Here is a 25,102-nt window from a genome sequence, read left to right as displayed (position 1 = left end):
ACTGTGCTCGAGGTGACATTTATTTATAATTCCAACGCTTTTTTCACGTTACCGTCCATCAGCAATTCTTCTGGACTTTCCAATGCTTCTTTCACAGCCACCAAGAATCCAACGGACTCTTTACCATCAATGATTCTGTGATCATAAGAAAGCGCTACGTACATTACTGGAGCAATCGCAATGGCACCATCTCGAACAATGGCACGTTCCACAATGTTGTGCATACCCAAAATTCCACTTTGTGGCGGGTTAATGATCGGGGTGGACAACATGGAACCGAACACACCTCCGTTGGTAATGGTAAAGGTACCCCCTGTCATTTCATCCACGGTGATCTCTCCTTCCCTGGCACGGATGGCCAATCGTTTTACTTCGGATTCGATACCTCTGAAGGTCAAATTCTCCGCATTTCGGATAACGGGAACCATCAAACCTTTGGGTCCTGAAACCGCAATACTGATGTCGCAGAACTCGTAGGTGATCATTTCCTTACCATCGATCATGGAGTTAACGGCCGGATACATTTGAAGAGCGCGGATAACGGCCTTGGTGAAGAAGGACATAAATCCTAGACTCACCCCGTGCTTTTCCTTGAACTCTTCCTTGTATTGGCTACGCAACTCGAAAATAGCGGACATATCCACTTCGTTGAAAGTGGTCAACATCGCCGTTTCGTTCTTGGCAGATACCAATCGCTCAGCTACTTTTCGGCGAAGCATGGAGAGTTTAGAACGGCTCTCACCACGGTTGCCTCCGGTGGGCGTACCCATGGATGGCTTGGCCTTCACGGCATCATCCTTGGTGATACGGCCATCTTTTCCGCTACCGGATACGGATGAAGGTTCAATACCTTTTTCATCCAATATTTTCTTGGCCGCTGGCGATGGTGTCCCAGAAGCATAGGTTTCCTTTTTGGGCTCTTCTTTCTTGGGTGCTTCCTTTTTAGGCTCTTCTTTTTTGGACTCCTCTTTTTTACCAGAATCACCAGATGAACCTTCTGGTTTTTTGGCGCTTGTATCAATAAGGCAAACTACCTCACCAACGGCAACAGCGTCGCCTACTTCGGCCTTAAGGGTAATAATTCCGCTCTCCTCGGCAGGAAGCTCCAATGTAGCCTTGTCCGAGTCTACCTCGGCTATGGCCTGGTCCTTCTCCACATAGTCTCCATCCTCGACCAACCACTCGGCAATCTCTACCTCTGTAATGGATTCCCCTGGTGAGGGAACTTTCATTTCTAAAACCATTCTATTTATCGTTTAATCGTGATATTATCTTATTTGCATATTGTCCTTGCTCTTGTCAAAAACGTATTCCAACACTTCGGCATGACGTCTTTTGGAGCGCACGGCACTACCTGCTGCAGGGGCGCCATAGAATCTTCGGGAAGCCACCCTAAATTGCTTAGCTTCGTCCAAATGCATCAACATATGGCTCCAAGCTCCCATGTTTCGGGGCTCTTCTTGGGCCCATACGATGTCGTCTGCATTCTTGTATTTTTTGATAATGCTTCGCATTTCTTTGGCTGGCAGTGGAAACAATTGTTCCAAACGGACCAAAGCCACATCTTCCTCCCGTCCAAGCTCCTCTCTTTTCTCCAAAAGATCATAGTAGAACTTACCGGTGCAGAATACCAATGTCTTCACTTTGCTAGCCTTAACATCTGCATCATCTATAACCATTTGGAAACTTCCATTGGCCATTTCTTCCTTAGTGGAAACCACTTTGGGGTGCCTCAACAAACTTTTAGGCGTAAAAACCACCAATGGCTTACGGAAATTGGCCTTCATTTGTCTACGGAAGAGATGGAACAAGTTGGCAGGCGTGGTCACATCGGCCACGAACATATTGTCCTTGGCGCACAATTGCAAGTACCTTTCCATGCGGGCAGATGAGTGCTCCGCTCCCTGACCTTCATACCCATGCGGCAAGAGAAGTACCAATCCATTTTGCAATTTCCATTTGTCTTCTGCGGATGACAGATATTGGTCAATGATGATTTGGGCACCGTTACTGAAATCACCGAACTGAGCCTCCCAAATGGTCAATGTTTTTGGGCTTGCCATGGCGTAACCATAATCAAATCCCATCACTGCATATTCTGAAAGCAATGAGTTATAGATGTGGAACTTCCCATTTTGGTTATCACCCATTTCATTCAACAACACCACTTCTTCTTCGTGCATTTCGGTTTTGATGACCGCATGCCTATGCGAGAAGGTTCCCCTTTCCACATCTTGACCTGTCATACGCACATCATAGCCTTCCTCAATCAATGAGCCGTAAGCCAACAACTCACCCATGGCCCAATCCAGCTTGTTGTCCTCAAAATACATTTGATGACGGCCCTCCACCAATCGTTCCAATTTCCTCAAGAATTTTTTATCCTCAGGAAGTTTGGTGATACTCTTGGCAATTTCATCCAATTTTTTGAGGTCGTACGAAGTATCCATGGGTTGCAGCATCACCTCTTCGGTTACCTGCTCAAACCCTTCCCATTCATCTTGCATGAACGGAGTTATCCTGGTCTTCTCGATTTTACGGGAATCCATAAGGTTCTCCTCCAAATCGTTCTTGTATTTTTCCTCTAGCTCTTTAACGTAGTTCTCGTCGATAATGCCTTCAGCAATCAACTTCTCTGCGTAAATATCCCTTGGATTTTTATGCTTGGAAATGGATTTGTACAATAGGGGCTGTGTAAACTTGGGTTCGTCACCCTCGTTGTGCCCGTATTTACGGTAACCCAACAGGTCCAAGAAAATATCGCGCTTGTAACGCATTCTATATTCCAAGGCAAAGGTTGTGGCGTGCACCACTGCCTCTGCGTCGTCAGCATTTACATGAAGTACCGGGGAAAGGGTCACTTTGCCCACATCGGTACAGTAGGTTGATGATCTGGCATCCAAATAGTTCGTGGTAAATCCAATTTGGTTGTTCACCACAATATGAATGGTACCTCCCGTAGTGTAGCCCTCCAAACGGGCCATCTGTATCACTTCGTACACCACACCCTGCCCAGCAAAGGCGGCATCTCCGTGAATCAAAATAGGGAGCACCTCAGAAATATTGTCGCCGTGATCTCTATCCTGCTTGGCCCTTGCAATACCTTCAACTATGGAATTGACGGTCTCCAAGTGCGATGGGTTCGGGGCTATGTTCATGTTGACCATTTTCCCTGAGTCGGTCTCTCTTTTGGAGGTCCATCCCAAGTGATATTTCACATCCCCATCAAAGATGGTTTCCTCGTAATCCTTTCCATCAAACTCGCTAAAAATATCCTTGGGAGATTTCCCAAAGATATTGGTGAGCACGTTCAAACGACCCCTATGGGCCATCCCCACCACAAATTGTTTCACCCCTTGGTCGGCGGCCTTTTCAATAATCACATCCAAAGCAGGAATCAAGGATTCTCCACCTTCCAATGAAAAACGCTTTTGTCCCACATATTTGGTGTGCAAAAAGCTCTCGAAGGATACAGCCTCGTTCAATTTTCTAAGAATGTTCTTCTTCTCCTCCGGTGTATAATCGGGATGATTATCGTTCTTGTTGAGCCAATCCTGAATCCACTGAATACGCTCCGGGGTTCGGATGTACATATACTCCACCCCAATGGCATCACAATAGATACTCTCCAAGTGACGGATGATCTCTTTCAAGGATGCGGGACCTATTCCTAGGATTTTCCCGGCATCAAAAACGGTATCCAAGTCCTCTTGCGTAAGTCCAAAATTGTCGATTTCCAAGGTTGGCTCATACTTTCTCCTTTCCCTAACGGGGTTGGTCTTGGTAAAGAGGTGCCCCCGGGAGCGGTATCCGTCAATCAAACGGATGACCTGGAACTCCTTTTGCAGGGTTTCCGGCATTTCCACCTTTCTTCCATTGGTGAGTACGACCATGCCACTCTTATCCGAGTCGATGCCCAAATCCTCCAAGGAACCTTCCAAACCGAAATCAAAACCCTGAAAAAAAGCCCTCCAACTGGGCTCTACGTTATCTGGATTCGTTAGATATTTATCGTATTGCTCCGCAAAGAATGATGTATGCGCAGCGTTTAAAAATGAATATTTGTCCATTCTTTCTGTTTCTCCAAAACTTTATGGAAAATTTTGTCAAAAATACGGGTTTTAGCGTTCATATGCTCGCATTGCCCATAAATTCTTCTTCAAATTTACAACTATATCACAGAATAAACAGGATAGCACTAAAAATGAAATTTTTAACTGAAATTAACAGGGGAAACTAAAAATAATTTAACTTGGAGGGCCAACTAATCAAACCAATATGTCCTTATTTAAAAATCGATACCTCTCCTTGGATGTCTTCAGGGGTCTGGATGTCGCCTTGATGATCATTGTAAATTCTCCTGGGAACTACGCTACTACCTTTTCCCCATTGTTGCACGCCGAATGGAACGGTTTTACCTTGACCGATCTTGTTTTTCCCACCTTTTTGTTCGTGGTGGGAAATTCCATGAGCTTTAGCATGAAGAAGTACGAAAGCATGGGGCAATCCGCTGTTTTCAAAAAAATATTGAAGCGAACGGCCATCATCTTTTTGTTGGGCTTTTTGATGTACTGGTACCCGTTTTTTGACGACGGCCAGCTAAAACCTTTTTCCGAAACACGGATTTTTGGAGTTTTACAGCGAATCGCACTCTGTTATATGTTTGCCTCGATCATTCTTCACTTTGTGAAGACCAGAACTGCCATATGGCTCAGCGTAGCCTTTTTGGTGGGCTACCATCTTATTTTGATAGGCTTTGGTGATCTTACCTTGACCGGGAATGCCGTGCTGCAACTGGACCAATGGCTGATAGGTACTGACCATATGTACAAAGGAGAGGGCATACCTTTTGACCCCGAGGGATTATTGAGTACGCTTCCTGCCATTGTCAACGTGATTATAGGGTACTTGGCCGGACGGTTTATCCAAAACAATGGCCAAAACTTCGAAACCGTTGCCAAATTGATGATGGTCGGTTGTGCACTTGTATTTGCAGGCTTGGCCTGGGACCTTATTTTGCCCATCAATAAAAAACTGTGGACCAGCTCCTTTGTTTTGCTCACCTGTGGTATCGACCTTTTTGTGATAGCCATTCTCATCTATTTCCTCGATATGAAAAAAACAAAGGGATGGAGTTACTTTTTTGAGGTCTTTGGCAAAAACACCTTGTTCATTTATCTCTTGTCAGAACTTTTCATCATTACCCTTTTTGCCATTGATGTGAATGGGCAGTCGCTGTACAGTTGGATAGCCGATACCATATTCATCTCTTGGTCGGGAGGCTATGTAGGCTCGTTCCTGTTTGCGCTTTGGGTGATGCTCACCTGCTGGCTGGTAGGCTATATTATGGACAAGAAAGGTATCTACGTAAAAGTCTGATGCTAGGTCAGCGGCTATATTTGGCCTTGTACCATACCTTTTGCCATTCCCGTTTCAACAGTAAAAAAGATACTTCCGCCGAAATGTCGACCACATCGGCGGGAGCTATTTTTTTGACTTCCTTTTCAGAAATATCTACCACATACAAAAGGTTTAGATATTCGGGGAACTTTTCCACCATTAGAAAATAGACTTTCTCGTGAATGGTGCTTTTGAGCTCTTCGGGAGCAATGTCCATAGGGATATTTATAGGCACATTGGCCAATTCAAAATCCTTTTTGAGCTGATGTAGCAATTTGTGATAGAGTTGTTCCTGCTGGACCGCTTCCAGCAACTCCAGACTGTTTGTAAAGTTGGACAGCATACCTTATCTACGATAAAAAAGGCAATTTAGGACGACCTATGTGGCGTTTCTTACCTTTTTCTCCCATTCCCAGGCCGATTTCATGGCATCGTCCAAACTGGATTCTGCTTTCCACCCCAATACTTGGTTGGCCTTGGTGGTATCGGCATACGCCTGAATGACATCACCTGGCCGCCTACCCACAATTTTATAGTTTAACTTTTCACCAGTAACACGCTCAAAGCTCTGTATTACCTCCAATACGGAACTGCCTTTTCCTGTGCCCAAATTAAAAACCTCGTAGTTGCTTTCATTTTTGTTTTCCAACAATCGCTGAAGGGCTGCAACGTGGGCCTTTGCCAAATCCACTACATGGATATAATCTCGAATACAGGTGCCGTCCTCGGTGGGGTAGTCATCTCCAAACACAGAGAGCTCCTTGCGCAACCCAACCCCTGTTTGTGTGATAAAAGGAACCAAATTTTGGGGCACTCCAATGGGCAATTCACCCAACTTTACGGAAGGATGCGCTCCAATAGGATTAAAATATCGAAGGGCAATCGCCTTAAGTTCTGGTGTTACCTTGCAGATATCCCGAATAATTTCTTCTCCCACTTGTTTGGTATTTCCGTAAGGGGATTCGGCAGGTTTAACCGGGGCGGATTCGGTAATCGGCATTTGGTCCGCTTGGCCATAAACGGTACAGGAGCTACTGAAAATAAAACTCGCACCGTTCTTTTTCTTTAGCTCTTGAAGGATGTAGACCAGCACCCCAAGATTGTTCTCATAATACAACAATGGGTTTTCCACGCTTTCCCCTACCGCTTTGGATGCTGCAAAATGGATAACACCTGCAATATCGCTGTGTTTAGTGAAGAAATCTTGAACCTTTGATTTTTCACGTAGGTCAAATTCTTCAAAAATGGGTCTTTTTCCCGTTATGGCGATAATACCATCCAAAACATCCTTGGAAGAATTGGAGAGGTTGTCCACAATGACCACCTCATGGCCCTCATTCTGGAGTTCCACTGCAGTATGGGAACCAATAAAGCCCAGACCACCAGTTACAAGTATTTTCATGTTTATTTGTTTACAAAGTCGATAACCAAATTGGTTATGTAATCAATTTGTTCATCATCCAGCTCCGTATGCATGGGCAAAGAAATCACCTCGTTTACCAATTGGTTGGTCACAGGGAAATCATCTTCATTGTATCGTTCATCGGCATAGGCCTTTTGTTTATGCAGTGGTACTGGATAATACACACCACAGGGAACGTCGTTATCGTTCAAATGTTGCACAAGACCATCCCGTTTTCCGTTCAAAATACGAAGGGTGTACTGGTGGAACACATGACAGTCGCAAAGACTTTTCCCGATTTCGCATTCACAAGGTATGCGCGGCGGCACAATATGCTCTTGGCCTCGGAATGCCTTGGTATATTTTGATGCTGCCTCCCAACGCTTCTGGTTATAATAATCCAATTTGGGAAGCTTGGCACGCAATACCGCTGCCTGAATGGAGTCCAATCGGGAATTGACACCGACCACATCGTGATAATATCTTTTGTACATCCCGTGATTTACGATTCCACGAATGATATGTGCCAAATCATCATCATTGGTAAAGATGGCACCCCCGTCCCCATAACAGCCTAGGTTCTTGGATGGAAAAAAAGAGGTGGCTCCAATATGCCCAATGGTACCCGCCTTTTGCTTGGAACCATCTTTGGAGAAGTAAGATCCACCTATGGCTTGCGCATTATCCTCGATTACATAGAGATCATGTTTTTTCGCCAGTTCCATAATCGCATCCATATCGGCACATTGCCCGAATAGATGGACGGGCACAATGGCCTTGGTTTTTGGTGTAATGGCCTTTTCAATAGCGTTGACATCGATATTAAAAGTATCTTGGCGTACATCTACCAAAACCGGCGTCAATTGTAACAGACCAATCACCTCTACGGTTGCGGCGAAGGTGAAATCGGCTGTGATCACCTCATCACCTGGCTTTAATCCAAGTCCCATCATACATATTTGGAGGGCGTCGGTTCCGTTTGCACATGGAATCACATGCTTTACCCCTAAATAATCCTGCAATTCGTTTTGGAACGCTTGCACATGTGGACCATTTATGAACGCGGAAGAGTCCAAGATTTCCGCTATGGCTTCATTGACCTCTGTTTTTATGCCTTCATACTGACCTTTGAGGTCAACCATTTGAATTTTTTTCATCCGAATAAATTAATGATTCAAAATTAAGAAATTAAGATGCTATAATGGCCTCTGACCGAAAGAATGTATTTTAGCAAAAAAGATGTCTTTGCGTTTTATTTACCATATTCTCATCAACATTACCTGGTTAGGCCTACATGTGGTCGCCCTTTTCAATGCCAAGATCAAGTTGTTTGTCCATGGCAGGAAGCAAACGTTCTCCATTTTGAAAGAAAAATTGGCTCCTGGGGACATAACCATTTGGATGCATGTAGCCTCTTTGGGCGAATTTGAGCAAGGATTGCCCATTTTGGAGCGCTTGCGCTCCCAATATCCCAACCATAAATTAGTGCTCAGTTTCTTCTCACCTTCCGGTTATGAGGTAAAAAAGAATACCCCAGCAGCCGATGTGGTGGTCTATCTGCCCATTGACCATCTTTCCAACGCCAAACGTTTTTTGAAACTGGTACAACCCGAACTGGCCATTTTTGTGAAGTACGAGGTTTGGCCCAACTATCTACATCAGTTAAAAAAACAAAACATTCCTACCCTTTTGATATCGGCCATTTTTTCCAAAAGACAAATCTATTTTAAGGCCTATGGTGGGTTTATGCGGAAAAGCCTTCAAAAATTCGATGCATACTTTGTGCAGGATGATGATTCCAAAAAGCTATTGGAGTCCATTGGCATTGCAAACGCGCAAGTGGGAGGCGATACCCGACTGGACCGCGTATCGGAAATTCTGGAACGCAACAATCGGTTGGATTTTATGGACAGTTTCAAGAACAATCAATTGTGTTTGGTTGCGGGGAGCACTTGGCCGGAAGACGAGGCCATCCTTATCGATTACATCAACCATACTAAAGAACGATTGAAGTTGGTGATTGCCCCACATCAAATTAAGCCGTCGCATATTGATAAAATTACCGCCGCACTCAAAAAAAATACGGTTTGCTATTCCGAACTGGGCAACCAAAATTTAAAGGAAGTGGATGTCTTGATCATTGACACTATTGGGCTATTGACCAAGATTTACAGTTATGCCAATATTGCCTATGTGGGCGGTGGCTTTGCCACAGGATTGCACAATACCATGGAACCAGCGGTTTTTGGGATACCCATTGTCATAGGCCCGCAATTTGAAGGCTTCAAGGAAGCAGAAGACCTGGTTAAGGCAGGAGGTATAGTTCCAGTTTCCAGCAAAGACAGTTTTATCAATTTGATGAAAGATTTGCTCGACCATCCGACCACGCTACAAAATAAGGGGAAAATCAATTCGGATTACATCAACTCCAACAAGGGGGCGTCCGATTTGATCATGAAATACATTTCCACGGTTTTGTAAAATTTGGTTAGCTTTAGCAAAATTCAACCTACATGGACAAGCGCATTTTTAGAATTTCGTTGACGGCGGCCCTAGCGGGCTTTTTGTTTGGGTTCGACACCGTTGTGATCTCCGGTGCCAACCAGCCCATAAAGGAAATTTGGCAGACCAACTGGTTCTTGGGCGATTCCATTTTTACGTTCCACGGTATTTTTATCATGTCCATGGCCCTTTGGGGAACGGTGTTGGGCTCGCTTTTTGGCGGGATTCCCACCGATAGGTTGGGACGCAAGAAAACCTTGTTCTGGATTGGAATCCTCTATTTTGCGTCGGCAGTTGGCTCTGCGTTTGCTCCTGAACCGTACAGTTTTTCACTGTTCAGATTTATCGGTGGTATTGGCGTAGGAGCATCCTCCGTTGCGGCTCCGGTTTATATTTCGGAGATTTCCACGGCACAGACCCGGGGCCGGTTGACGGCCATGTACCAGTTCAATATTGTTTTTGGTATCCTCATCGCATTTATTTCCAACTATCTCATTGGGATTATTTTTGATGAAAGCATCGCTTGGCGCTGGATGTTGGGCATTGAAGGGCTACCTGCTTTGATCTACACCCTAATGGTATTTAAAATACCGAACAGCCCCAGATGGTTGCTCATGAAGAATCGTGCCGATGCCATCGTGATGGAGTCCATTACCTTATTGGGCATCGCCAAGGACAGGGCGTCTATACATTTGGAAGAAATCAAAATCGCTTTGGTGGAGACCACTGAAAAGCAACAAGACAGCCTGTTTTCAGGAAAGTATAACAAACCACTTATGCTGGCCTTCTTGATTGCCTTTTTCAATCAATTGTCGGGCATCAATTTTGTACTGTACTACGCTCCTGAAATTCTCGAACGTGCTGGCCTTGCTTCGGGCGAATCACTCTTTAGTTCCATTTCCATAGGGGTCATCAATCTCATATTCACCTTTGTGGGCATCTCCTTGATCGATAAGCTTGGGCGCAAGCAATTAATGTATATCGGTTCCATTGGCTACATCATTAGCTTGGCCATGGTGGGCTGGTGCTTTTACTCCGGTGCAAGTTCGGTATTGCTGCTCACTTTTATATTGATTTTTATCGCCTCGCATGCTGTGGGGCAGGGTGCAGTGATTTGGGTGTTCATTTCCGAAATATTCCCTAATAAGGTGCGTTCCTACGGACAATCTTGGGGAACAGGTACACACTGGGTCTTTGCCGCACTCATTACATTACTCACCCCAACTTTTCTTGATGCCGAGATTGGGATTTTTAAGGATAATCCCTGGCCCATCTTTATCTTCTTTGCCGTTATGATGGTGCTCCAATTGCTGTGGGTCATCTTTATGATGCCGGAGACCAAGGGAATTAGCCTCGAAGAGCTAGGCAAATTGCTCAGCCGTAAAAACGAACGCTCCAAATAATTGGTTTACAGCACATGCCGCAAATCCATCCGTTAGTCGAATAGTACAATGGAAAATAAAGGGAATGCGCAAATAATTTCTTAAATTGAAAGAAATTACACTATTATGGCAGATGAAATTAGCTTTGGCAACAAACTTATGGTCGGTTTTTTGCGCATCATGGTTTTCATATTGATTGTTATTCTGATCGCAATTCCGGTTTTGATTGTTTTGGACTTTTTAGGGGTTTTGGAGGCCTTGGGAATGTCGTCTTAAAAAATCACATCTACCTCTCCCATTGATTTTGTCACTAATTTGATATAGGAATCAATTGCTTTGTTGATGTTATTGGGTTCGGTAACATTAACCTCTCCCCTCCAAATTAGTTCTATTTCCTTTCCAATACAAATACAGTAGAGCGACGTCTCCGCGTGATAAATACTAAAAGTATCGTAGTACTCAGGGTCGTAATAGATGTCTTGGTGCTCCAGGTAATCCGTACTGAATCGCATGAACAATTTGTCCATGTCATTGAGATGCTCTTTAAAGGTCCTTCGGTTCTCCGTACCCACAAGCTTGGTGAAAAGGATGGCATCAAACCCTTTATCCAATAGCTGCTCCTCTACTTCTGCCAATTCCTGTTCAGATCGTTCGGCAGATGTAAATTCCACATCAAAAAGGTCAATGCTGCGCACGGCATCTACACCTTGACTCTTAAGCGCATCGGCAAATTTGGTCTCAAATTCCACACGAGTGGCATCTTCCTGTGTCATTCCGACTACCAGTACTTGATAGGCATCAAAGATTACGGTATCCGGATTCTTCCATGTACCCACCAATTTGGTGGACGAGCATCCCATAAGGAGCAGAAGACTTAGACCGATTAATGTCGCTTTCATTGTATAGATTTATAGATTCGTGTGCAGCAAGGACTTCACTTTTGTTCAGTGTGTGCTAAAGGTAGCCTGTCTTTTCTCCAACTGCCTTTTGAGGTCGTCTATCGTCTTGGACATGGACTTTTCAAAATCGTCGGTATCGGATTTGGCAAAAATTCGTGGACCAGGGGCACTCAATTCTATTTCACAGATTTTACCCTCTCCTGTTTTATCATTTTCGGTCTTGAACAGCACATTGGCTTTGATCAACCAACTATATTTTTGTTCCAGCCCCTCTAACTTTTTCATTAACAATTGGGTCAGCGCATCGCTGGTCATCATCTTTTGATATTGAACATGTACTTCCATGATTATTGTTTTGATTATGGTCAAATCTATGACCCTTTCATTTTAAATTTAATGACAATTGTCAGTTTAAATCCGATTATTGTCCCAACGAAAATGGCTGTCCCGTACTTTGTAGCACCGAGAACCAAAACTCACCTTCCAAATCGATTTTTTTTCTCTTTTTCGTCACTTCGGTAATGGGAACATAAACGTACCGGTTGTTGATCTTACTGGCCACAAACTTGGTTTTTCCGGCCATGGCCCCGTGTACTGCGTGATAGGCCAATCTGCTACAGTAGACACTGTCGCTGGAGTTGGCCGGAGCGCATCTCACAATGTAGCTAGGGTCTATGTATTTGATGGTGACCGGCCTTTTCCCTTTGAAGTGGTCTGCTATTTTTTCCTTTAGGAAAACCCCAATGTCTTGATGCTGGACGTTCCCCGATGCGTCCTTCACTTCCTCTTTTTTGGTGAACAATTGTTGTCCGGCCCCTTCGGCCACAACGATTACGGCATGTTTTTTCTGCTCCAATCGCTCCTCCAAAATTTTTAAAAAGCCATGTTCCCCTTCCAAGGAAAAGTCCATTTCGGGTATCAGTACAAAATTGACCACAGGCATGGCCAGTGCCGCTGATGCCGCTATAAAGCCGCTATCCCTTCCCATGAGTTTGATGATGGAAATTCCGTTGAAGGCACCCGTGGCCTCATTATGGGCATCGCGTAAAATAGGGCTGGCCACATCAAAAGCTGTCTCAAAACCAAAAGACTCATCGATGAGATCGATATCATTATCGATGGTTTTTGGTATGCCGACCACGCTGATCTTACCGTTCCGTTTGGCGATTTCCTCACCAATGGCGTTCACCCCTTTCAAGGTGCCATCACCGCCTATGGCGAACAGCATGTCCACTTGATTGTTTTCTAAGGTATCCACCATCACCGACACATCCTGTGCACCACGGGAAGACCCTAAAAAAGTTCCTCCAAATTGATGGATATCCTTCACCTTATCCGGTGTCAGTTCCACAAGTTCATGTCCTTTATCTGGATTCAGCCCTTCGTAGCCGTAGGGAATACCAATAATTTTTTTGATTCCATAGAAATAATGAAGTGCCATGACCAGTCCACGGATCACATTGTTGATTCCCGGGCACAAGCCACCACAGGTGACTATGGCCGCCGTAGTGTTCTTGGCATCAAAAAAGAGGTCTTGTCTTGGACCAGCCTTTTCCAGACACACTGGTTCCTCTTTATTGGTCAGGCAGTGATTAAAGTAAGAAATGGAAGGGTCGAATACCAACCTATCCCCATCACTTACAAAATTAAAGATGTTGTCTCCCTTAATCGTACTCAATTGTAGTGGCGACCGGAAATTGGACGCCCCTAAGCTTTCTATGTTGAATCTATTCTTATCGGTCACTTATATAATATGTTAAAGGTGTTCTGTCAAACTATGGTGCGAATCGATCAGTGGTCCACCGTTCATAATCTCTTCGGTAGCTTGGCTTGCAAACTTATCAAAGTTGATATGGAACGAATGTGCCAACTGTATTGCTTTGCTCACATAGGCTCCTTTTTGCAGCCATGTGTTCATCGGGTCCAAAATTTCGGTTGGAACGCCGGGACAATACTTTGGCATATGTAGGCCAAAAATGGGATGTGTATCATAATCAATATCATCCAATTTACCTTCCAAGATGGCAGAAATCATAGCTCTGGTATATTTCAGCTTGATCCTGGATCCCACTCCGTAGGGTCCGCCGCTCCACCCGGTATTGATTAACCAAACGTTCGCTCCCGATGCCTTCATTTTTTCACTCAACATTTCGGCATATACCGCTGGGTGCAAAGGCATAAATGGCTCCCCAAAACAGGCAGAGAACGATGGGACGGGCTCGGTAATCCCTGCTTCCGTTCCCGCCACCTTGGCCGTATAGCCCGAAATGAAATGGTACGCTGCTTGACCTGGGGTCAATTTAGCGACAGGTGGCAAAACGCCAAAGGCATCACAAGTTAAGAAAAAGATATTTTTGGGGTTGGAAGCATAAGATGGCTCCTGAATGTTGTCGATATGATGAATGGGATAGCTTACCCTAGTGTTTTGGGTGATCGTGCTATCAAAATAATCCACTTCTTTGGTGCCTTCTTTGAACACCACGTTTTCCAAGAGTGCCCCTGGGCGTATGGCCCTATAAATATCGGGTTCCTTTTCTTCGGTCAGGTCAATCACCTTCGCATAGCATCCTCCCTCAAAATTGAATATGGTATCCTCCTTGGTCCACCCGTGCTCATCGTCCCCGATAAGTTTTCTCTCAGGGTCAGCGGACAAAGTAGTTTTTCCCGTTCCGGAAAGTCCGAAGAAAATGGCGGTATCGCCAGCTTCGCCAACATTGGCGGAGCAGTGCATTGGCAAAACCTCTTTTTCCGTGGGAAGAATAAGATTCAGAGCAGAAAAAATACCCTTTTTCATCTCTCCTGTGTAGGCCGAACCAGCCACCAAGGCAATTTTTTTGGTGAAGTTAAGTATAGAAAAGTTTCCGCTCAAAATTCCGTGTTCGGCTGGCTTGTCTGTCTCATACCCTGGAGCGCACAATACCAACCACTCTTCTTCAAAATTCTCCAATTCGCTTTCATCCAATCTCAAGAACATGTTTTTGATGAAGTAGTTGGACCATGGGTATTCCGTAATGGTTCTTACGTTCATCTTATATTTGGGATCGGCGCATACCGCAGCATCTCGGACAAAAACTTCCTTTCCGCTAAGATAGTTGACCACCTCATCATATAATTTATCAAAGTTTTCGGGTGAAACGGCCTTATTGATCCTGCCCCACCATACCTTGTCCTTTGTGTAATCGTCCTTCACCAAAAAACGGTCCTTCGGAGAACGTCCAGTAAATTTTCCGGTATTGATGCATAGAGTGCCATTTTCGGTTTCTACACCCATACCTTTTTCCACAGTCAGTCGTTGTAATGTCTCCGCGTCCAGGTTCCATTGCGCCGTGACATTTTTTAATCCGTACTTACCAAGATCTTTGTTTGTGCTCATATCTTTCGATTTTAATGGTTAGAAGCTCCATATCCATGGAACCAATACTAATGTTGCTATAAAGAAAAGCAGGAGCAACGGGCCGCCCACTTTTACATAATCTATAAATTTATATCCTCCCGCCACCATCACCATAGCGTTTGTGGTAGTGCCTACCGGGGTCAAAAATGCCGTAGATGCACTCACGGCTACCGCGATCATAAAGGGTTTTGGCGAAACTCCCAATGTGGTCGAAGCAATGATGGCTATCGGCGCCATCAACACCGCAGTTGCCGAATTGTTGATGGTTTGACTAAAGGCTGCGGTCAACAGGAAAATTCCAGCCAATAAGGCCACCGGATGGATGCTTCCCAAACTGCTTACCAGACTTTCTGCGGCAAGTTGAGCCACCCCTGTTTTTTGCAACGCCAATCCCATGGGAATCATGGCAGCAATCATCACCACACTGGTCCAACTTATCCCTTGGTATGCCTTGGAAATGGGCACACATCCGGTCAACATCATTATCCCTGCACATATGAGGGCCGCCATGGCACCCGGCAATACATTCAGCACCAAGAGAAGGACCATCAACACCAAAGTGCCCAAGGCAATGTAACTCTTGGTGGTCAATTGGTCTACGTTTTTGGACAGTGCTTCCGGACTTCCCGATATCACCAAGTTCTCATACACGGATTTCAGGGCAATAATGTTTTCCCACTGCCCCCTGATTACAAAGGCATCACCTGCTTTGATCTTGATTTTTCCCATTAATGGGGCATTATCCCTCGAAACTGCCAAAAGCTGCACTCCTGCCTGTTTGAGGTAGTGGCCTAAGGGTACTGTTTTCCCAACAAAAACCGATTTTGGGGTAATGATCATTTCTGCCATGCCCACCTCTTGGTTGATCAACTCTTTTTTGAGCATATCCTTCTCGGGTTTCAACGGGATTACACCCAAATGAAACTTCAAGACCAACTTATCCACATCCTCGGGCTCGCCCTTTACGGTAATGATATCGTGATATCGCATTTCCGTATCCAAGCCCGGCATTTCCACAAATTGGGGAATCCTTTGGAGCTTGTTGGGATGTCTTCGTTTTAGCCTCATTACGGATACCTTATGTTCCGATTCAAAATTCCAATCCCCAATCTTGGTGTTGATCAATTGCGACATGGAACGAATTCGTAGACGATATAGGTTGTCCCCGATACTGTAATTTTCGATCCACTTATGCATTTCCTGATCAATGGCCATGGGTTTGTTGTTCGTCCGATGTTCGGGAAGCAGCCTGTGGCCAACATATCGAAAATAAAGGATAGAGATAAGGAGCAATGGCACTCCTATCAATCCAAATTCAAAGAACGAAAAGCCCGTAAAACCATTTTGGGCCAAGGCATTGCTCACAATAATATTGGGCGGTGTCCCTGTCAGGGTCAACAATCCGCCCGTATTGGAACCGAAGGCCACTGGAATCAACAATTTTGAAGGCAGAGTGCCTGCGTTCCATGCGGCAGTGACGGTTACTGGCAGCAAAGCTGCCACGGTTCCCGTATTGCTAACAAATCCCGATAACAGACTGGACCCTAAGGTGACGATCACCAAAAGTCGGGAAACATTCCTACGTGCCCATTTCACAAAAAACTGTCCGGCCATAGCAGTCCATCCTGTTCTGGAGAGCCCTTCACCAATGATGAAAAGGGCTGCAATCATAATTACGGTGGGATTACTGAATCCCGCCAAGGTTTCGCCAAGGTCTAAAATACCGGTCAAAAAGAGCGATAACATGGCCATGAGAGCCACAACATCGGGCGGGAATTTGCCCCATATAAACAATATGATGGTAATTCCAAGAATAATCAGCAGTGGCAGCATGCTAGATATTTCAAAGGGTTAGTCCAGTGCCAGCACCGGAATCTCGGAGTGCAGGGTCAACAGTTTTGTGAGCCTACCTTCCGAAGGTGTACTTTTTTCGGTGTGGTTACGGGGCAATATGGTCAACATATCAATCTTTTTCTCTTTGATGTAGTCCAATATCCCTTGCTCCACATCCTCACTTTTAATAAAGGTATGGTCCGCATAAAAATGCTCCAAATAGTACTGCAACAGGTTTTCATTGGATTCCTTAATGGCCTCCTCATCGTATATGGATTCTTTATAAATGGTCAACACATGAATCCTGGCATCAAAAGAGCGAGCCATGTCCAACAGGGTTTCCAACACCGCTTTATCCTCAATTTTTTCTCCTCCCATCACAAGTGCGATGTTCTGGGGCTCCTTTATTCCTGTGCCATAGGGAATGGCGAGGACCGGACAATCTGCCTTTAAAACCAATTTTGATGTATTGGTGATAGCCTCATCGGTGATTTTATCACCCATGGTGCCCATCATGATCAAATCGGCATTGCTCTTTTCCTGGACCGAAAGAATGGTGCTGATCACTTCCCCTGTATCTGTAGTGAACTCAGGAGAAACCTTCAACTTTGTATTGAACGAATCCAACAATTGCGAAAACTCCTTGCGGAGCTTTTCGTTATCCGCTTCGCTCAAGGGCATGGTGCCCACGTAAAGGCCTAAAATACCAATCGACCTTTGGGTGCCTATAAAATTGACGACATACTCCAAGGCATTTACCGATGCCTCAGAAAAATCAAATGGAATCAATACTTTTTTTAAACTGCTCATACCTAAGATTGTTAATTAATTGTATTTGTTTTCAAAAGTAGAATCAGGCTTCGACCTAAAACATGACAGAAGTCAGTATTTTCAACTTTTCCTTGATATTAGCAAAAAAACGGGCGTTATAAAAGTCGAGAGGGTTATTTTATTGCCACCTTTTTTGGTTATATTTAAAAACCGCAAAACAACACCGCTTTAGTTATGGATTTAGTCATTGGGATAGACATTGGTGGTACCAAAACCAAGATAGGCCTTGTTGATGAACAGGGTGTATGCCACGAACAAACCTTTTTTAGAACGAAGGATTTCCCCAATTTGGAAGAGTATTTGAACAAAATAAAGTCTACCTCCGATGAGTTATTGGCCCAATTGGGACAAGAGGCCAATGTGATTGGCTGCGGCATTGGCGCACCCAATGCCTCCAGCAAAAACGGTACTATTGAAAATGCCAGTAATTTATTGTGGAAGGGCACCGTTCCCTTGGTAGAGAAGTTAAAAAAGCGCATGCCCATGCCCATACGTATCATGAACGATGCCAGTGCAGCTGCACTAGGCGAAATGCTATTTGGGGGCGCCAAGAACATGACCGATTTTATCGTGATCACCCTCGGTACCGGTTTTGGTGCGGGGATTGTGGCCAACGGTCAGTTGATTGATGGGTATGATGGCTTTGCAGGCGAATTGGGCCATGTGGACATGACCATGGGCGATGGGAGATTGACCGGATTGGGTGTAAAGGGCGGATTGGAAGCCTATGTTTCCGCTACCGGCCTTAAGCGAACGGTAATGTTTATGCAGAGCAAATACTTGGTAGATAGCCGTTTTAGGGATATTGCCTACAACGATTTACATGGGGAGGACATTACCCAAGCTGCGGAGGAAGGGGATGAGATTGCCCTAAAGGCGTTCGACTATACCGCTCGCATCATGGCGCAGGCACTGGCCAATTTCACCGCTTTTACCCAACCAGAAGCGTTTATTTTAATGGGCGGACTCACCAATAGCGGTAAATGGATCATGACGCCTTTGGAAAAATATTTCAACGGATTCCTACTAGATGTGTACAAGGGCAAGGTAAAGCTGCTACATTCGAGCATGGAGGGCAAAACTGCCGCCATCTGTGGTGCTGCAGCCCTCATCTGGGAAAATGAAAAGAAAAAACAAGCCTAAGCTGCACCACTTTTTTATTGAAAAAGTCATTCTATGACATGCGTCATACTTTGTCGAGCATTTTAATGAAAAACTTTGTACTCCAACAATCAAAAACGATTGACCATGGGGTTTGCAAAGTATTTTTTTGGATGGGTTTGTTCCTTTATATGTTCCGTCCTGCTATCCCAATCGCTTCTCGCACAGCATCCTGAAGAAAACGAGTATGGCTCATGGCTATTACTGTGTGGCACAGCCAAGGTACATGAAGATTGGAGCATACCGGCTGTAGGCATCATTCGGCACCACCACATGCTGGACAGGTATGGATTTTTCTTCTTTAGGACGGGCGCTTCGTATCAAACAGGTCAAAACTCAGAACTTACTGGTGGGTTTGCCCTGCTCAACTCCAATTCTTATTTGGAAACCAATACCGTAGCAAATACCAATCAGCTCTGGCTGTACGGTGAATACACTTTAAATTCCAAATTCAACGATAATTCATTTTCCCATCGGATACGATTTGAGAATAGGCGTTGGATCGGCGGTGAGGCGCCAGAGGTAAATAATAGGGTTCGATACCGGCTACAATATGTTCGACCTATCCAAAATGGTTTCTATTTTAAAGCCTTTGACGAACTGTTTCTTAGTATGGACGGAGATATATTTAACCAAAATCGAGTGTTTGTTGGTTTCGGTCGTCAGATGAGCAAGGAAATCAAGGCAGACATCGGATACTTCAATCATAAATTCAGTAATTCCAGCGACCATATGATACGATTAAGTATCTCTTTCTTTATTGATCTTACCCAAAAGGATATGGCACTTTTGACGGATTGACCTATGTAACTTTCTGAAAGCAAAATTCTTACTCCTATCAAAAACTGATTATTATCATATTTTGCGTTACTGAAGAAGGCTACCTTTAACAGAGTTAAATAGTAGAAGTCATGAAACCAAAAAAGAACCCAAACGCAGAAATAGGACGAAATAGCAGTCTTTATTTTATGATAGGACTTACTTCCGTATTGTTTATGACATGGCAATCCTTTGAAGTAAAGTTCTATGACGAGGAATCCAAAGTTTCAGAAGTTGTACAGGTAACCGACGAACTTAAGGAAGATGTACCCATTACAGAAGTAATCCGCACCGCACCGCCTCCACCACCGCCATCAGCTCCTGATGTCATTGAGATCGTAGAGGACGTGGAAGATGTAAAAGAGACCGTAATAGAGAGCACCGAGAGTAGCCAAGAGACCTTTATCGAGGATGCCGTGGTAAGCATCGAGGATGTAAATGTAGAAGAGGTCGAAGAGGACATAGTAATACCCTTTGCCGTTATTGAAAATGTACCTGTGTTCCCGGGCTGTGAAAACCTTCAAAGCCAAGCTGAACGAAAAGAGTGTTTTAATCAGAAAGTTCAAGAGCATATCAAAAAGAACTTTTCCTATCCCCCAGCCGCCTTGGATATGGGCATTACCGGAAGGGTATATCTTCAATTTGTGATTGATTCCAAAGGCCGGGTGACCAACATACAAAAAAGAGGTCCGGACAAACTTTTGGAAAAAGAAGCGGAGCGTATCATCGCTTCCTTGCCCAAAGTGAAGCCTGGCGAGCAAAGAGGTAAGGCCGTAAGTGTTAAATACAGCATTCCCATCAACTTTGTCATGAAAGCAAATTAAAGCCAACTATCCTTTATACCTAAAGGTCCAAGACAGTTCTTGGGCCTTTTTTTTATGGCCTAAACCAAGTGGTTTTGCTATACTCGTGAGATTTAGAGGCACTTTCCCTGTTCTTGGCGATGAGGTGCGCGTGGTCGTACCTGCGGGCCCTATAACCCAATAGGTGCAGAAAGGGCTTGGCAAAAAACCGGGCAATACGGAGGTCTATCAACAAAGTGTCCTTGTTATTGTCAGCCCAAGAAACTCCCGGAAGTTTTACCAAAATATGGTCTACCTTAAACCTTCGTAGCTTTTTGGAAAGCCACAATACAAATTGGGGAATTGGGCGAATAAAATAGAATCCTTCATTCCCCTGTTTTTGATAGAGCGGCATAAAAATCTGTCGGGTTTTTGTGGTTTTGAGAGCTACTCCATCCACCGAAGCCAACGGAGCGCCTTTGGGTACCTTTTGAAAATTGACATAACCAGGATACATTTCAAAGGTTGTATCGGGACCAATATCATGCTGATGATAAATCTCAAAAAACCGGTGACGCGGAACACTGAATCCGGCAACAGTTTCTTTTAATTCCTTAAGTTTTTCGGAAGAAACGGGCATCGATTCGACCAACGCCAAGGAATACCGCACAAACTCAATGCAATTATGCACTGCCTTATCATCGTCATGCTGCCCGCTTTCAAAACCTAACGACACATAACCCAACTCGTTGATATAACTCAATAGGGCTCCTTTTAAATACTCCTCAATCCCCAATATAATGGGCAATGGGTAATGCGACGCATAGGTGCGGTTCAACAAACTATCGTTGAGCACCATAAACGGTGATGTATCACCCGAGGTGGTATGCAGATCTAAGAAATAAAAGGGAGGGTTTCCTGTTTCCAGGATGGAATCTATCAGAACATACAAGTCATGGAGTTCTTTTTCTTCCTTATTGTGAATCTCCTTTTTCTCCACAATCCTTGTGATTCGTTCCGAAAACCAGATCCTGTTCAAATCCTCGTCCTGGAACCGTTGTCTTGTAGTGAGCGCTCCCAAGTTTCCAGATATCGCATAAATCTCACCATCAATAGGGACATTGTTCGATTTAAGCTCTTTAAAAACTTCCTTTAATGCGAAAACCCCAGCTGTTTCGTTACCGTGTACCCCACCAAAAAAAACAACGGTAGGACCTCCCGGTCTTCCACGAATATGATCAATGACCCTATCAATTTTTACCGTTTCATCCAATGCCGTGCTATGAACCAATACCATACTACTTCAAATCAACTTTACTGATGATCCCCACAATATGTGTGTCCACACAGATGGGCAAACATCCAATTTTGTACTCGTCCATCAATGATTTTGCTTTGCTTATCTCAGTTTTGGGCGTTATGGTGATAACATCCTTCACCATGATATCCCCTACCCTGGCTCCCTTCTTGTCCAATTGCTCAAACTTTTCGATATGGCTCCAGGTAAGCAAGCCAACGAGCTCACCTTTCCCGTTTTCCACGGGGAGGTGATGAATATTGTTCCATTGCATGATTGAGAGGGCCAAATTCGCATAATCATCCTCATAAAGCTTCATAAGCTTGGTGGACATGATCTGGTTGACCCACTTAAAGGCTTCCTTGGTCTCTCCCATGTTCTCGATAGGCTTCCATTGATGCACAGGAACGTTGGTCTGCTGATTTTTATACATTGATCTGGTCAATTGCACAATCGCACTGTCCAATTTCATCTGTTTACAAAGTTCCCTAAAATTATGGATCTGCCATTCGGCTCCTGTATTGCCGGCGGTCCTTGCTTTGATCACACCCAAAAGTCGTTCAATATCCCTTTCATCAACATGGAATTTTCGGAGGCCGTCATAGGCAATGGGCAGAAGTTCTTCCCTGATCATTTTTTTGGCTGTCATATCCTTTCCCATCCATGAAAACATGGCATGTCTGCCACTCGTTGCTGCCCTCAAAAAGTTGAGCTTGGCAGTCCTGAAATCCATTAGACTGGGCATATCATCATATTTCTGTGGTCTACCGGCCATTAGCCCGACCCAAAAGGCAAAGTTGGCCATTTCATCCAAAACTGTAGGTCCTGCTGGAATGTATCTGTTCTCGATACGCAAATGGGGTTTCCCGTTGCCAACTCCATAACAGGGACGGTTCCAGCGGTACACCGTGCCATTGAACAGACTCAGTGCTTCCAATTTCGGTATTTGGCCCTTCTCTAGTAACTCCAACGAATTTTGGGTAATCGGCTTGGTCAATAAAATGCGATGGGTAGAAACATCCTGTTTAAAAATTTCGGCCACGGAGTGCTTTTGCCAACGCTCCCCAAAACCTACCCTTGCCACTTCCTCCCTCAAGGCCTTGGTCCAAACCCGGGTATCCAAACTTTGCTGAAAAAGCGCAATCCGTGTCTCCCGCCAAAGTTCCTTGCCCAAAAGCAAAGGCGAGTTACAGCACGCGCTCAAAACCGGACCAGAAATGGCCTGCGCCCAATTGTAACTTTTGGTAAAATCTTCTGGAGGTATTTGGAGATGCAGCTGAAAACTGGTGTTGCACGCTTCAAAAAGAACAGAATCGTGGTGGAGCGAAAGTTCATCAGCTCCTTTGATGCGTAAAGTAAAATCATCTCCACGCCATGCCTTTAAAACTTCGTTTATCTTAAAATACCTAGGTATGGGCGTCATAAAGTCCATACCCAGTTCATCTTTACTGATGGTGGGCAAAATCCCCGTAAGCAACACCCTAGTTCCATTCTTTTTTGCCGATTGTTTTGCCTTTTCCACCAATCCGGTCAGTTGAGTTTCCATGGCACCAAAACAATCCCTTTCCAACGTGATGGGATCTAGATTGGCTTCAATGTTATAGGTCGCAAATTCTGTGGTGTAGTGCGGGTCGTCCAAATCCTTTAGGATATCCAAGGAATTTGAGGCTGGCCTGTAATCGTCTTTGATGAGGCACATTTCCTGTTCGGCACCTATTCGCACAATATCATCTTCAATCAACCCTTTTTTGATCATGGTCTCCAAGGCTTGGATATCATCGATCAGTTGCTGTACAAATAGTTTCCGCTCTTCTTCGTTGAATGCGCTTTTTGCAATATGTTCTCCCATGGGACCTAAGTTTGTGCCTACTTCTCCTTCCTATAAAAGTACGCCATCAATCAGGTCCAACATATGATACTTGTCAGTAGATTGATTGGTCTTGTGGGCTTTTTAGGTAGTTATCCTGACAATTATCATGTTTTATAAGAACCATCAACGGTACTTTTGGCTTATAATGTAAAGGTATGCAGCTTATGTGCGGATTAGTTCAAAAATACAATGTTCCGGGCCCTCGATACACGAGTTATCCTACTGTGCCCTATTGGGACATTGAAAGTTTTTCAGGCAAAAAATGGAATTCGAGTGTACTCAGGGCATTCCAAGAAAATCCCGAAGAGGGTATCAGTGTTTACATTCACTTGCCCTTTTGCGAGCATATGTGCACGTTTTGTGGATGTCATAAAAGGATTACCAAGCGCCACGAGGTGGAGCGACCCTATATTACGTCGGTTTTAAAAGAGTGGGAGTTGTATGTTGACCTTTTGGGTTCAAAACCCGTTATAAAAGAGCTCCATTTGGGCGGCGGGACACCCACTTTTTTCTCTCCAGAAAATCTAAGGATCTTGATCGAGGGAATTGTTCGGATGAGTACCAAAACCGATGATATCGAATTTAGTTTTGAAGGACACCCCAATAATACGACAAGGGAACACCTACAAGCTCTTTTTGATGTAGGGTTCAGAAGGGTCTGTTTTGGAGTACAGGATTACAACCTTACCGTGCAACGGGCCATCAATAGGATACAACCCTTCGAGAATGTAAAGAATGTAACCGATTGGGCCAGGGAAATCGGGTATACCTCGGTTGGACACGATATCATTTACGGACTTCCGTTCCAAAATTGTGATGACGTAGAAAACACCATCATAAAAACCAACGCCATCAAACCAGATAGGATCGCTTTTTATAGCTATGCGCACGTGCCATGGCTCAAAGGAAATGGACAGCGTGGTTATAAGGAAGAAGATTTGCCATCATCCGTAGAGAAAAAGGCCCAGTATGAGATGGGCAAGCGAATGCTCACCGAATTTGGATATAAGGATGTGGGAATGGACCATTTTGCGCTGCCAACGGACAGTCTGTACAAGGCCTTGGAAAATGGGACACTGCACAGAAACTTTATGGGCTACACCCCGTCCAAGACCAAGCTTATGGTAGGTTTAGGCGCTTCCAGCATTAGCGATAGTTGGTATGGATTTGCACAAAATGTGAAGAATGTGGAGGAATACCAGAGTTTGGTTTCACATGGAGTTATCCCTATTTTTAGAGGACATATCCTTAATGAAGAAGATGAAATCTTGAGAAGGCATATCCTAAATATCATGTGCCGGTTTGAGACCAGCTGGAATGACAAAGATGAACAATCGGTAGATTTTGATATGGTATTGGCCAACCTTTCCGAACTGGAAAAAGACGGATTGGTAGAACTGGACAACCAACACATCAAAGTAACCGATAAGGGAAGGCCATTTGTAAGAAACATTAGTATGGCCTTTGACCTTAAACTGCAAAGAAAAAAACCAGATACCCGAATATTTTCCATGACCGTTTAACCTAAAA

Annotated in this window: 21 protein-coding genes; 8 read left to right on the top strand and 13 right to left on the bottom strand. The window is 44.4% G+C overall.

All coding sequences use genetic code 11. The annotated features are described in order from the left end of the window. Positions 1-23 precede the first annotated feature (23 nt). Positions 24-1,244 carry a 2-oxoglutarate dehydrogenase complex dihydrolipoyllysine-residue succinyltransferase gene (odhB, locus tag EO130_RS14375; RefSeq protein WP_127142230.1) on the bottom strand — a complete coding sequence of 407 codons (1,221 nt, stop codon included), beginning with the start codon at positions 1,242-1,244 and terminating at the stop codon, positions 24-26. Positions 1,245-1,268: 24 nt separating this feature from the next. After that, complete coding sequence (locus EO130_RS14370; RefSeq protein WP_127142229.1) at positions 1,269-4,070, bottom strand: 2-oxoglutarate dehydrogenase E1 component; 2,802 nt, start codon at positions 4,068-4,070, stop codon at positions 1,269-1,271. A 208-nt stretch (positions 4,071-4,278) separates the two neighbouring features. Here EO130_RS14370 and EO130_RS14365 point away from each other — a divergent pair, with 208 nt between their 5' ends. Further along, complete coding sequence (locus EO130_RS14365) at positions 4,279-5,379, top strand: acyltransferase family protein (RefSeq protein WP_127142228.1); 1,101 nt, start codon at positions 4,279-4,281, stop codon at positions 5,377-5,379. A gap of 7 nt (positions 5,380-5,386) precedes the next feature. On the opposite strand, the gene EO130_RS14360 is transcribed toward EO130_RS14365, so the two are convergent. Genes EO130_RS14360 through EO130_RS14350 form a run of 3 tightly spaced genes read right to left on the bottom strand, consistent with a single transcriptional unit; the run spans position 5,387 to position 7,959 of the window. Next, positions 5,387-5,743 (bottom strand): hypothetical protein, encoded by a 357-nt coding sequence (locus tag EO130_RS14360; protein WP_127142227.1) that lies wholly within the window; start codon positions 5,741-5,743, stop codon positions 5,387-5,389. Positions 5,744-5,779: 36 nt separating this feature from the next. Next, positions 5,780-6,802 carry a UDP-glucose 4-epimerase GalE gene (gene galE, locus EO130_RS14355; RefSeq protein ID WP_127142226.1) on the bottom strand — a complete coding sequence of 341 codons (1,023 nt, stop codon included), beginning with the start codon at positions 6,800-6,802 and terminating at the stop codon, positions 5,780-5,782. 2 nt (positions 6,803-6,804) lie between these two features. After that, entirely contained in the window at positions 6,805-7,959 is a 1,155-nt protein-coding gene (locus tag EO130_RS14350) for a DegT/DnrJ/EryC1/StrS family aminotransferase (protein WP_127142225.1), read from the bottom strand. A gap of 82 nt (positions 7,960-8,041) precedes the next feature. On the opposite strand from EO130_RS14350, the gene EO130_RS14345 reads away from it, so the two are divergent. The 3 genes from EO130_RS14345 (at position 8,042) to EO130_RS15505 (ending at position 10,962) form a co-directional block, all read left to right on the top strand. After that, on the top strand, positions 8,042-9,283 hold the full coding sequence (locus EO130_RS14345) for a 3-deoxy-D-manno-octulosonic acid transferase (RefSeq protein WP_127142224.1): 1,242 nt from the start codon (positions 8,042-8,044) through the stop codon (positions 9,281-9,283). A gap of 32 nt (positions 9,284-9,315) precedes the next feature. Further along, positions 9,316-10,707, top strand: coding sequence for a sugar porter family MFS transporter (locus EO130_RS14340; RefSeq protein ID WP_127142223.1), 1,392 nt, complete (start codon positions 9,316-9,318; stop codon positions 10,705-10,707). Between the two features lie 105 nt (positions 10,708-10,812). Further along, complete coding sequence (locus EO130_RS15505) at positions 10,813-10,962, top strand: hypothetical protein (protein ID WP_164732945.1); 150 nt, start codon at positions 10,813-10,815, stop codon at positions 10,960-10,962. Here EO130_RS15505 and EO130_RS14335 read toward each other — a convergent pair. The 6 genes from EO130_RS14335 to EO130_RS14310 all read right to left on the bottom strand — a co-directional run bounded on the left by EO130_RS14335 (position 10,959) and on the right by EO130_RS14310 (position 17,622). Further along, positions 10,959-11,585, bottom strand: a complete 627-nt coding sequence (locus tag EO130_RS14335; protein WP_127142222.1) for a hypothetical protein — start codon at positions 11,583-11,585, stop codon at positions 10,959-10,961. The two genes, EO130_RS15505 and EO130_RS14335, sit on opposite strands and share 4 nt — an antisense overlap. 45 nt (positions 11,586-11,630) lie before the next feature. Further along, a complete protein-coding gene (locus EO130_RS14330; RefSeq protein ID WP_127142221.1) occupies positions 11,631-11,930 on the bottom strand; it encodes an HPF/RaiA family ribosome-associated protein in 300 nt (99 codons plus the stop codon). A gap of 76 nt (positions 11,931-12,006) precedes the next feature. Next, complete coding sequence (locus EO130_RS14325; protein WP_127142220.1) at positions 12,007-13,329, bottom strand: ATP-dependent 6-phosphofructokinase; 1,323 nt, start codon at positions 13,327-13,329, stop codon at positions 12,007-12,009. 12 nt (positions 13,330-13,341) lie between these two features. After that, positions 13,342-14,958 (bottom strand): phosphoenolpyruvate carboxykinase (ATP), encoded by a 1,617-nt coding sequence (gene pckA, locus EO130_RS14320; protein WP_127142219.1) that lies wholly within the window; start codon positions 14,956-14,958, stop codon positions 13,342-13,344. Positions 14,959-14,976: 18 nt separating this feature from the next. Next, a complete protein-coding gene (locus EO130_RS14315; RefSeq protein ID WP_127142218.1) occupies positions 14,977-16,812 on the bottom strand; it encodes an SLC13 family permease in 1,836 nt (611 codons plus the stop codon). Positions 16,813-16,830: 18 nt separating this feature from the next. Then, positions 16,831-17,622 (bottom strand): universal stress protein, encoded by a 792-nt coding sequence (locus EO130_RS14310; protein ID WP_127142217.1) that lies wholly within the window; start codon positions 17,620-17,622, stop codon positions 16,831-16,833. Between the two features lie 195 nt (positions 17,623-17,817). Here EO130_RS14310 and EO130_RS14305 point away from each other — a divergent pair, with 195 nt between their 5' ends. The 3 genes from EO130_RS14305 to EO130_RS14295 all read left to right on the top strand — a co-directional run bounded on the left by EO130_RS14305 (position 17,818) and on the right by EO130_RS14295 (position 20,447). Then, positions 17,818-18,786, top strand: a complete 969-nt coding sequence (locus EO130_RS14305; RefSeq protein WP_127142216.1) for an ROK family protein — start codon at positions 17,818-17,820, stop codon at positions 18,784-18,786. Between the two features lie 105 nt (positions 18,787-18,891). Continuing rightward, complete coding sequence (locus tag EO130_RS14300; RefSeq protein WP_127142215.1) at positions 18,892-19,605, top strand: DUF2490 domain-containing protein; 714 nt, start codon at positions 18,892-18,894, stop codon at positions 19,603-19,605. A 110-nt stretch (positions 19,606-19,715) separates the two neighbouring features. Further along, positions 19,716-20,447: an energy transducer TonB gene (locus tag EO130_RS14295; RefSeq protein WP_127142214.1), complete on the top strand. Its 732-nt coding sequence runs from the start codon at positions 19,716-19,718 to the stop codon at positions 20,445-20,447. A 52-nt stretch (positions 20,448-20,499) separates the two neighbouring features. On the opposite strand, the gene EO130_RS14290 is transcribed toward EO130_RS14295, so the two are convergent. Both EO130_RS14290 and EO130_RS14285 read right to left on the bottom strand, forming a co-directional pair. Further along, positions 20,500-21,702 carry a succinylglutamate desuccinylase/aspartoacylase family protein gene (locus EO130_RS14290; protein ID WP_127142213.1) on the bottom strand — a complete coding sequence of 401 codons (1,203 nt, stop codon included), beginning with the start codon at positions 21,700-21,702 and terminating at the stop codon, positions 20,500-20,502. A 1-nt stretch (position 21,703) separates the two neighbouring features. Next, positions 21,704-23,551: a CBS domain-containing protein gene (locus EO130_RS14285; RefSeq protein WP_127142212.1), complete on the bottom strand. Its 1,848-nt coding sequence runs from the start codon at positions 23,549-23,551 to the stop codon at positions 21,704-21,706. A gap of 185 nt (positions 23,552-23,736) precedes the next feature. Here EO130_RS14285 and hemN point away from each other — a divergent pair, with 185 nt between their 5' ends. Continuing rightward, positions 23,737-25,095 carry an oxygen-independent coproporphyrinogen III oxidase gene (gene hemN, locus EO130_RS14280; protein WP_127142336.1) on the top strand — a complete coding sequence of 453 codons (1,359 nt, stop codon included), beginning with the start codon at positions 23,737-23,739 and terminating at the stop codon, positions 25,093-25,095. Positions 25,096-25,102 lie beyond the last annotated feature (7 nt).

It is taken from the genome of Flagellimonas marinaquae, from assembly GCF_003992675.1.
Lineage (GTDB): Bacteria > Bacteroidota > Bacteroidia > Flavobacteriales > Flavobacteriaceae > Flagellimonas > Flagellimonas marinaquae.
Note: the sequence above shows the minus strand (reverse complement) of the source record. Positions and strands in the feature narration are given on the sequence as shown.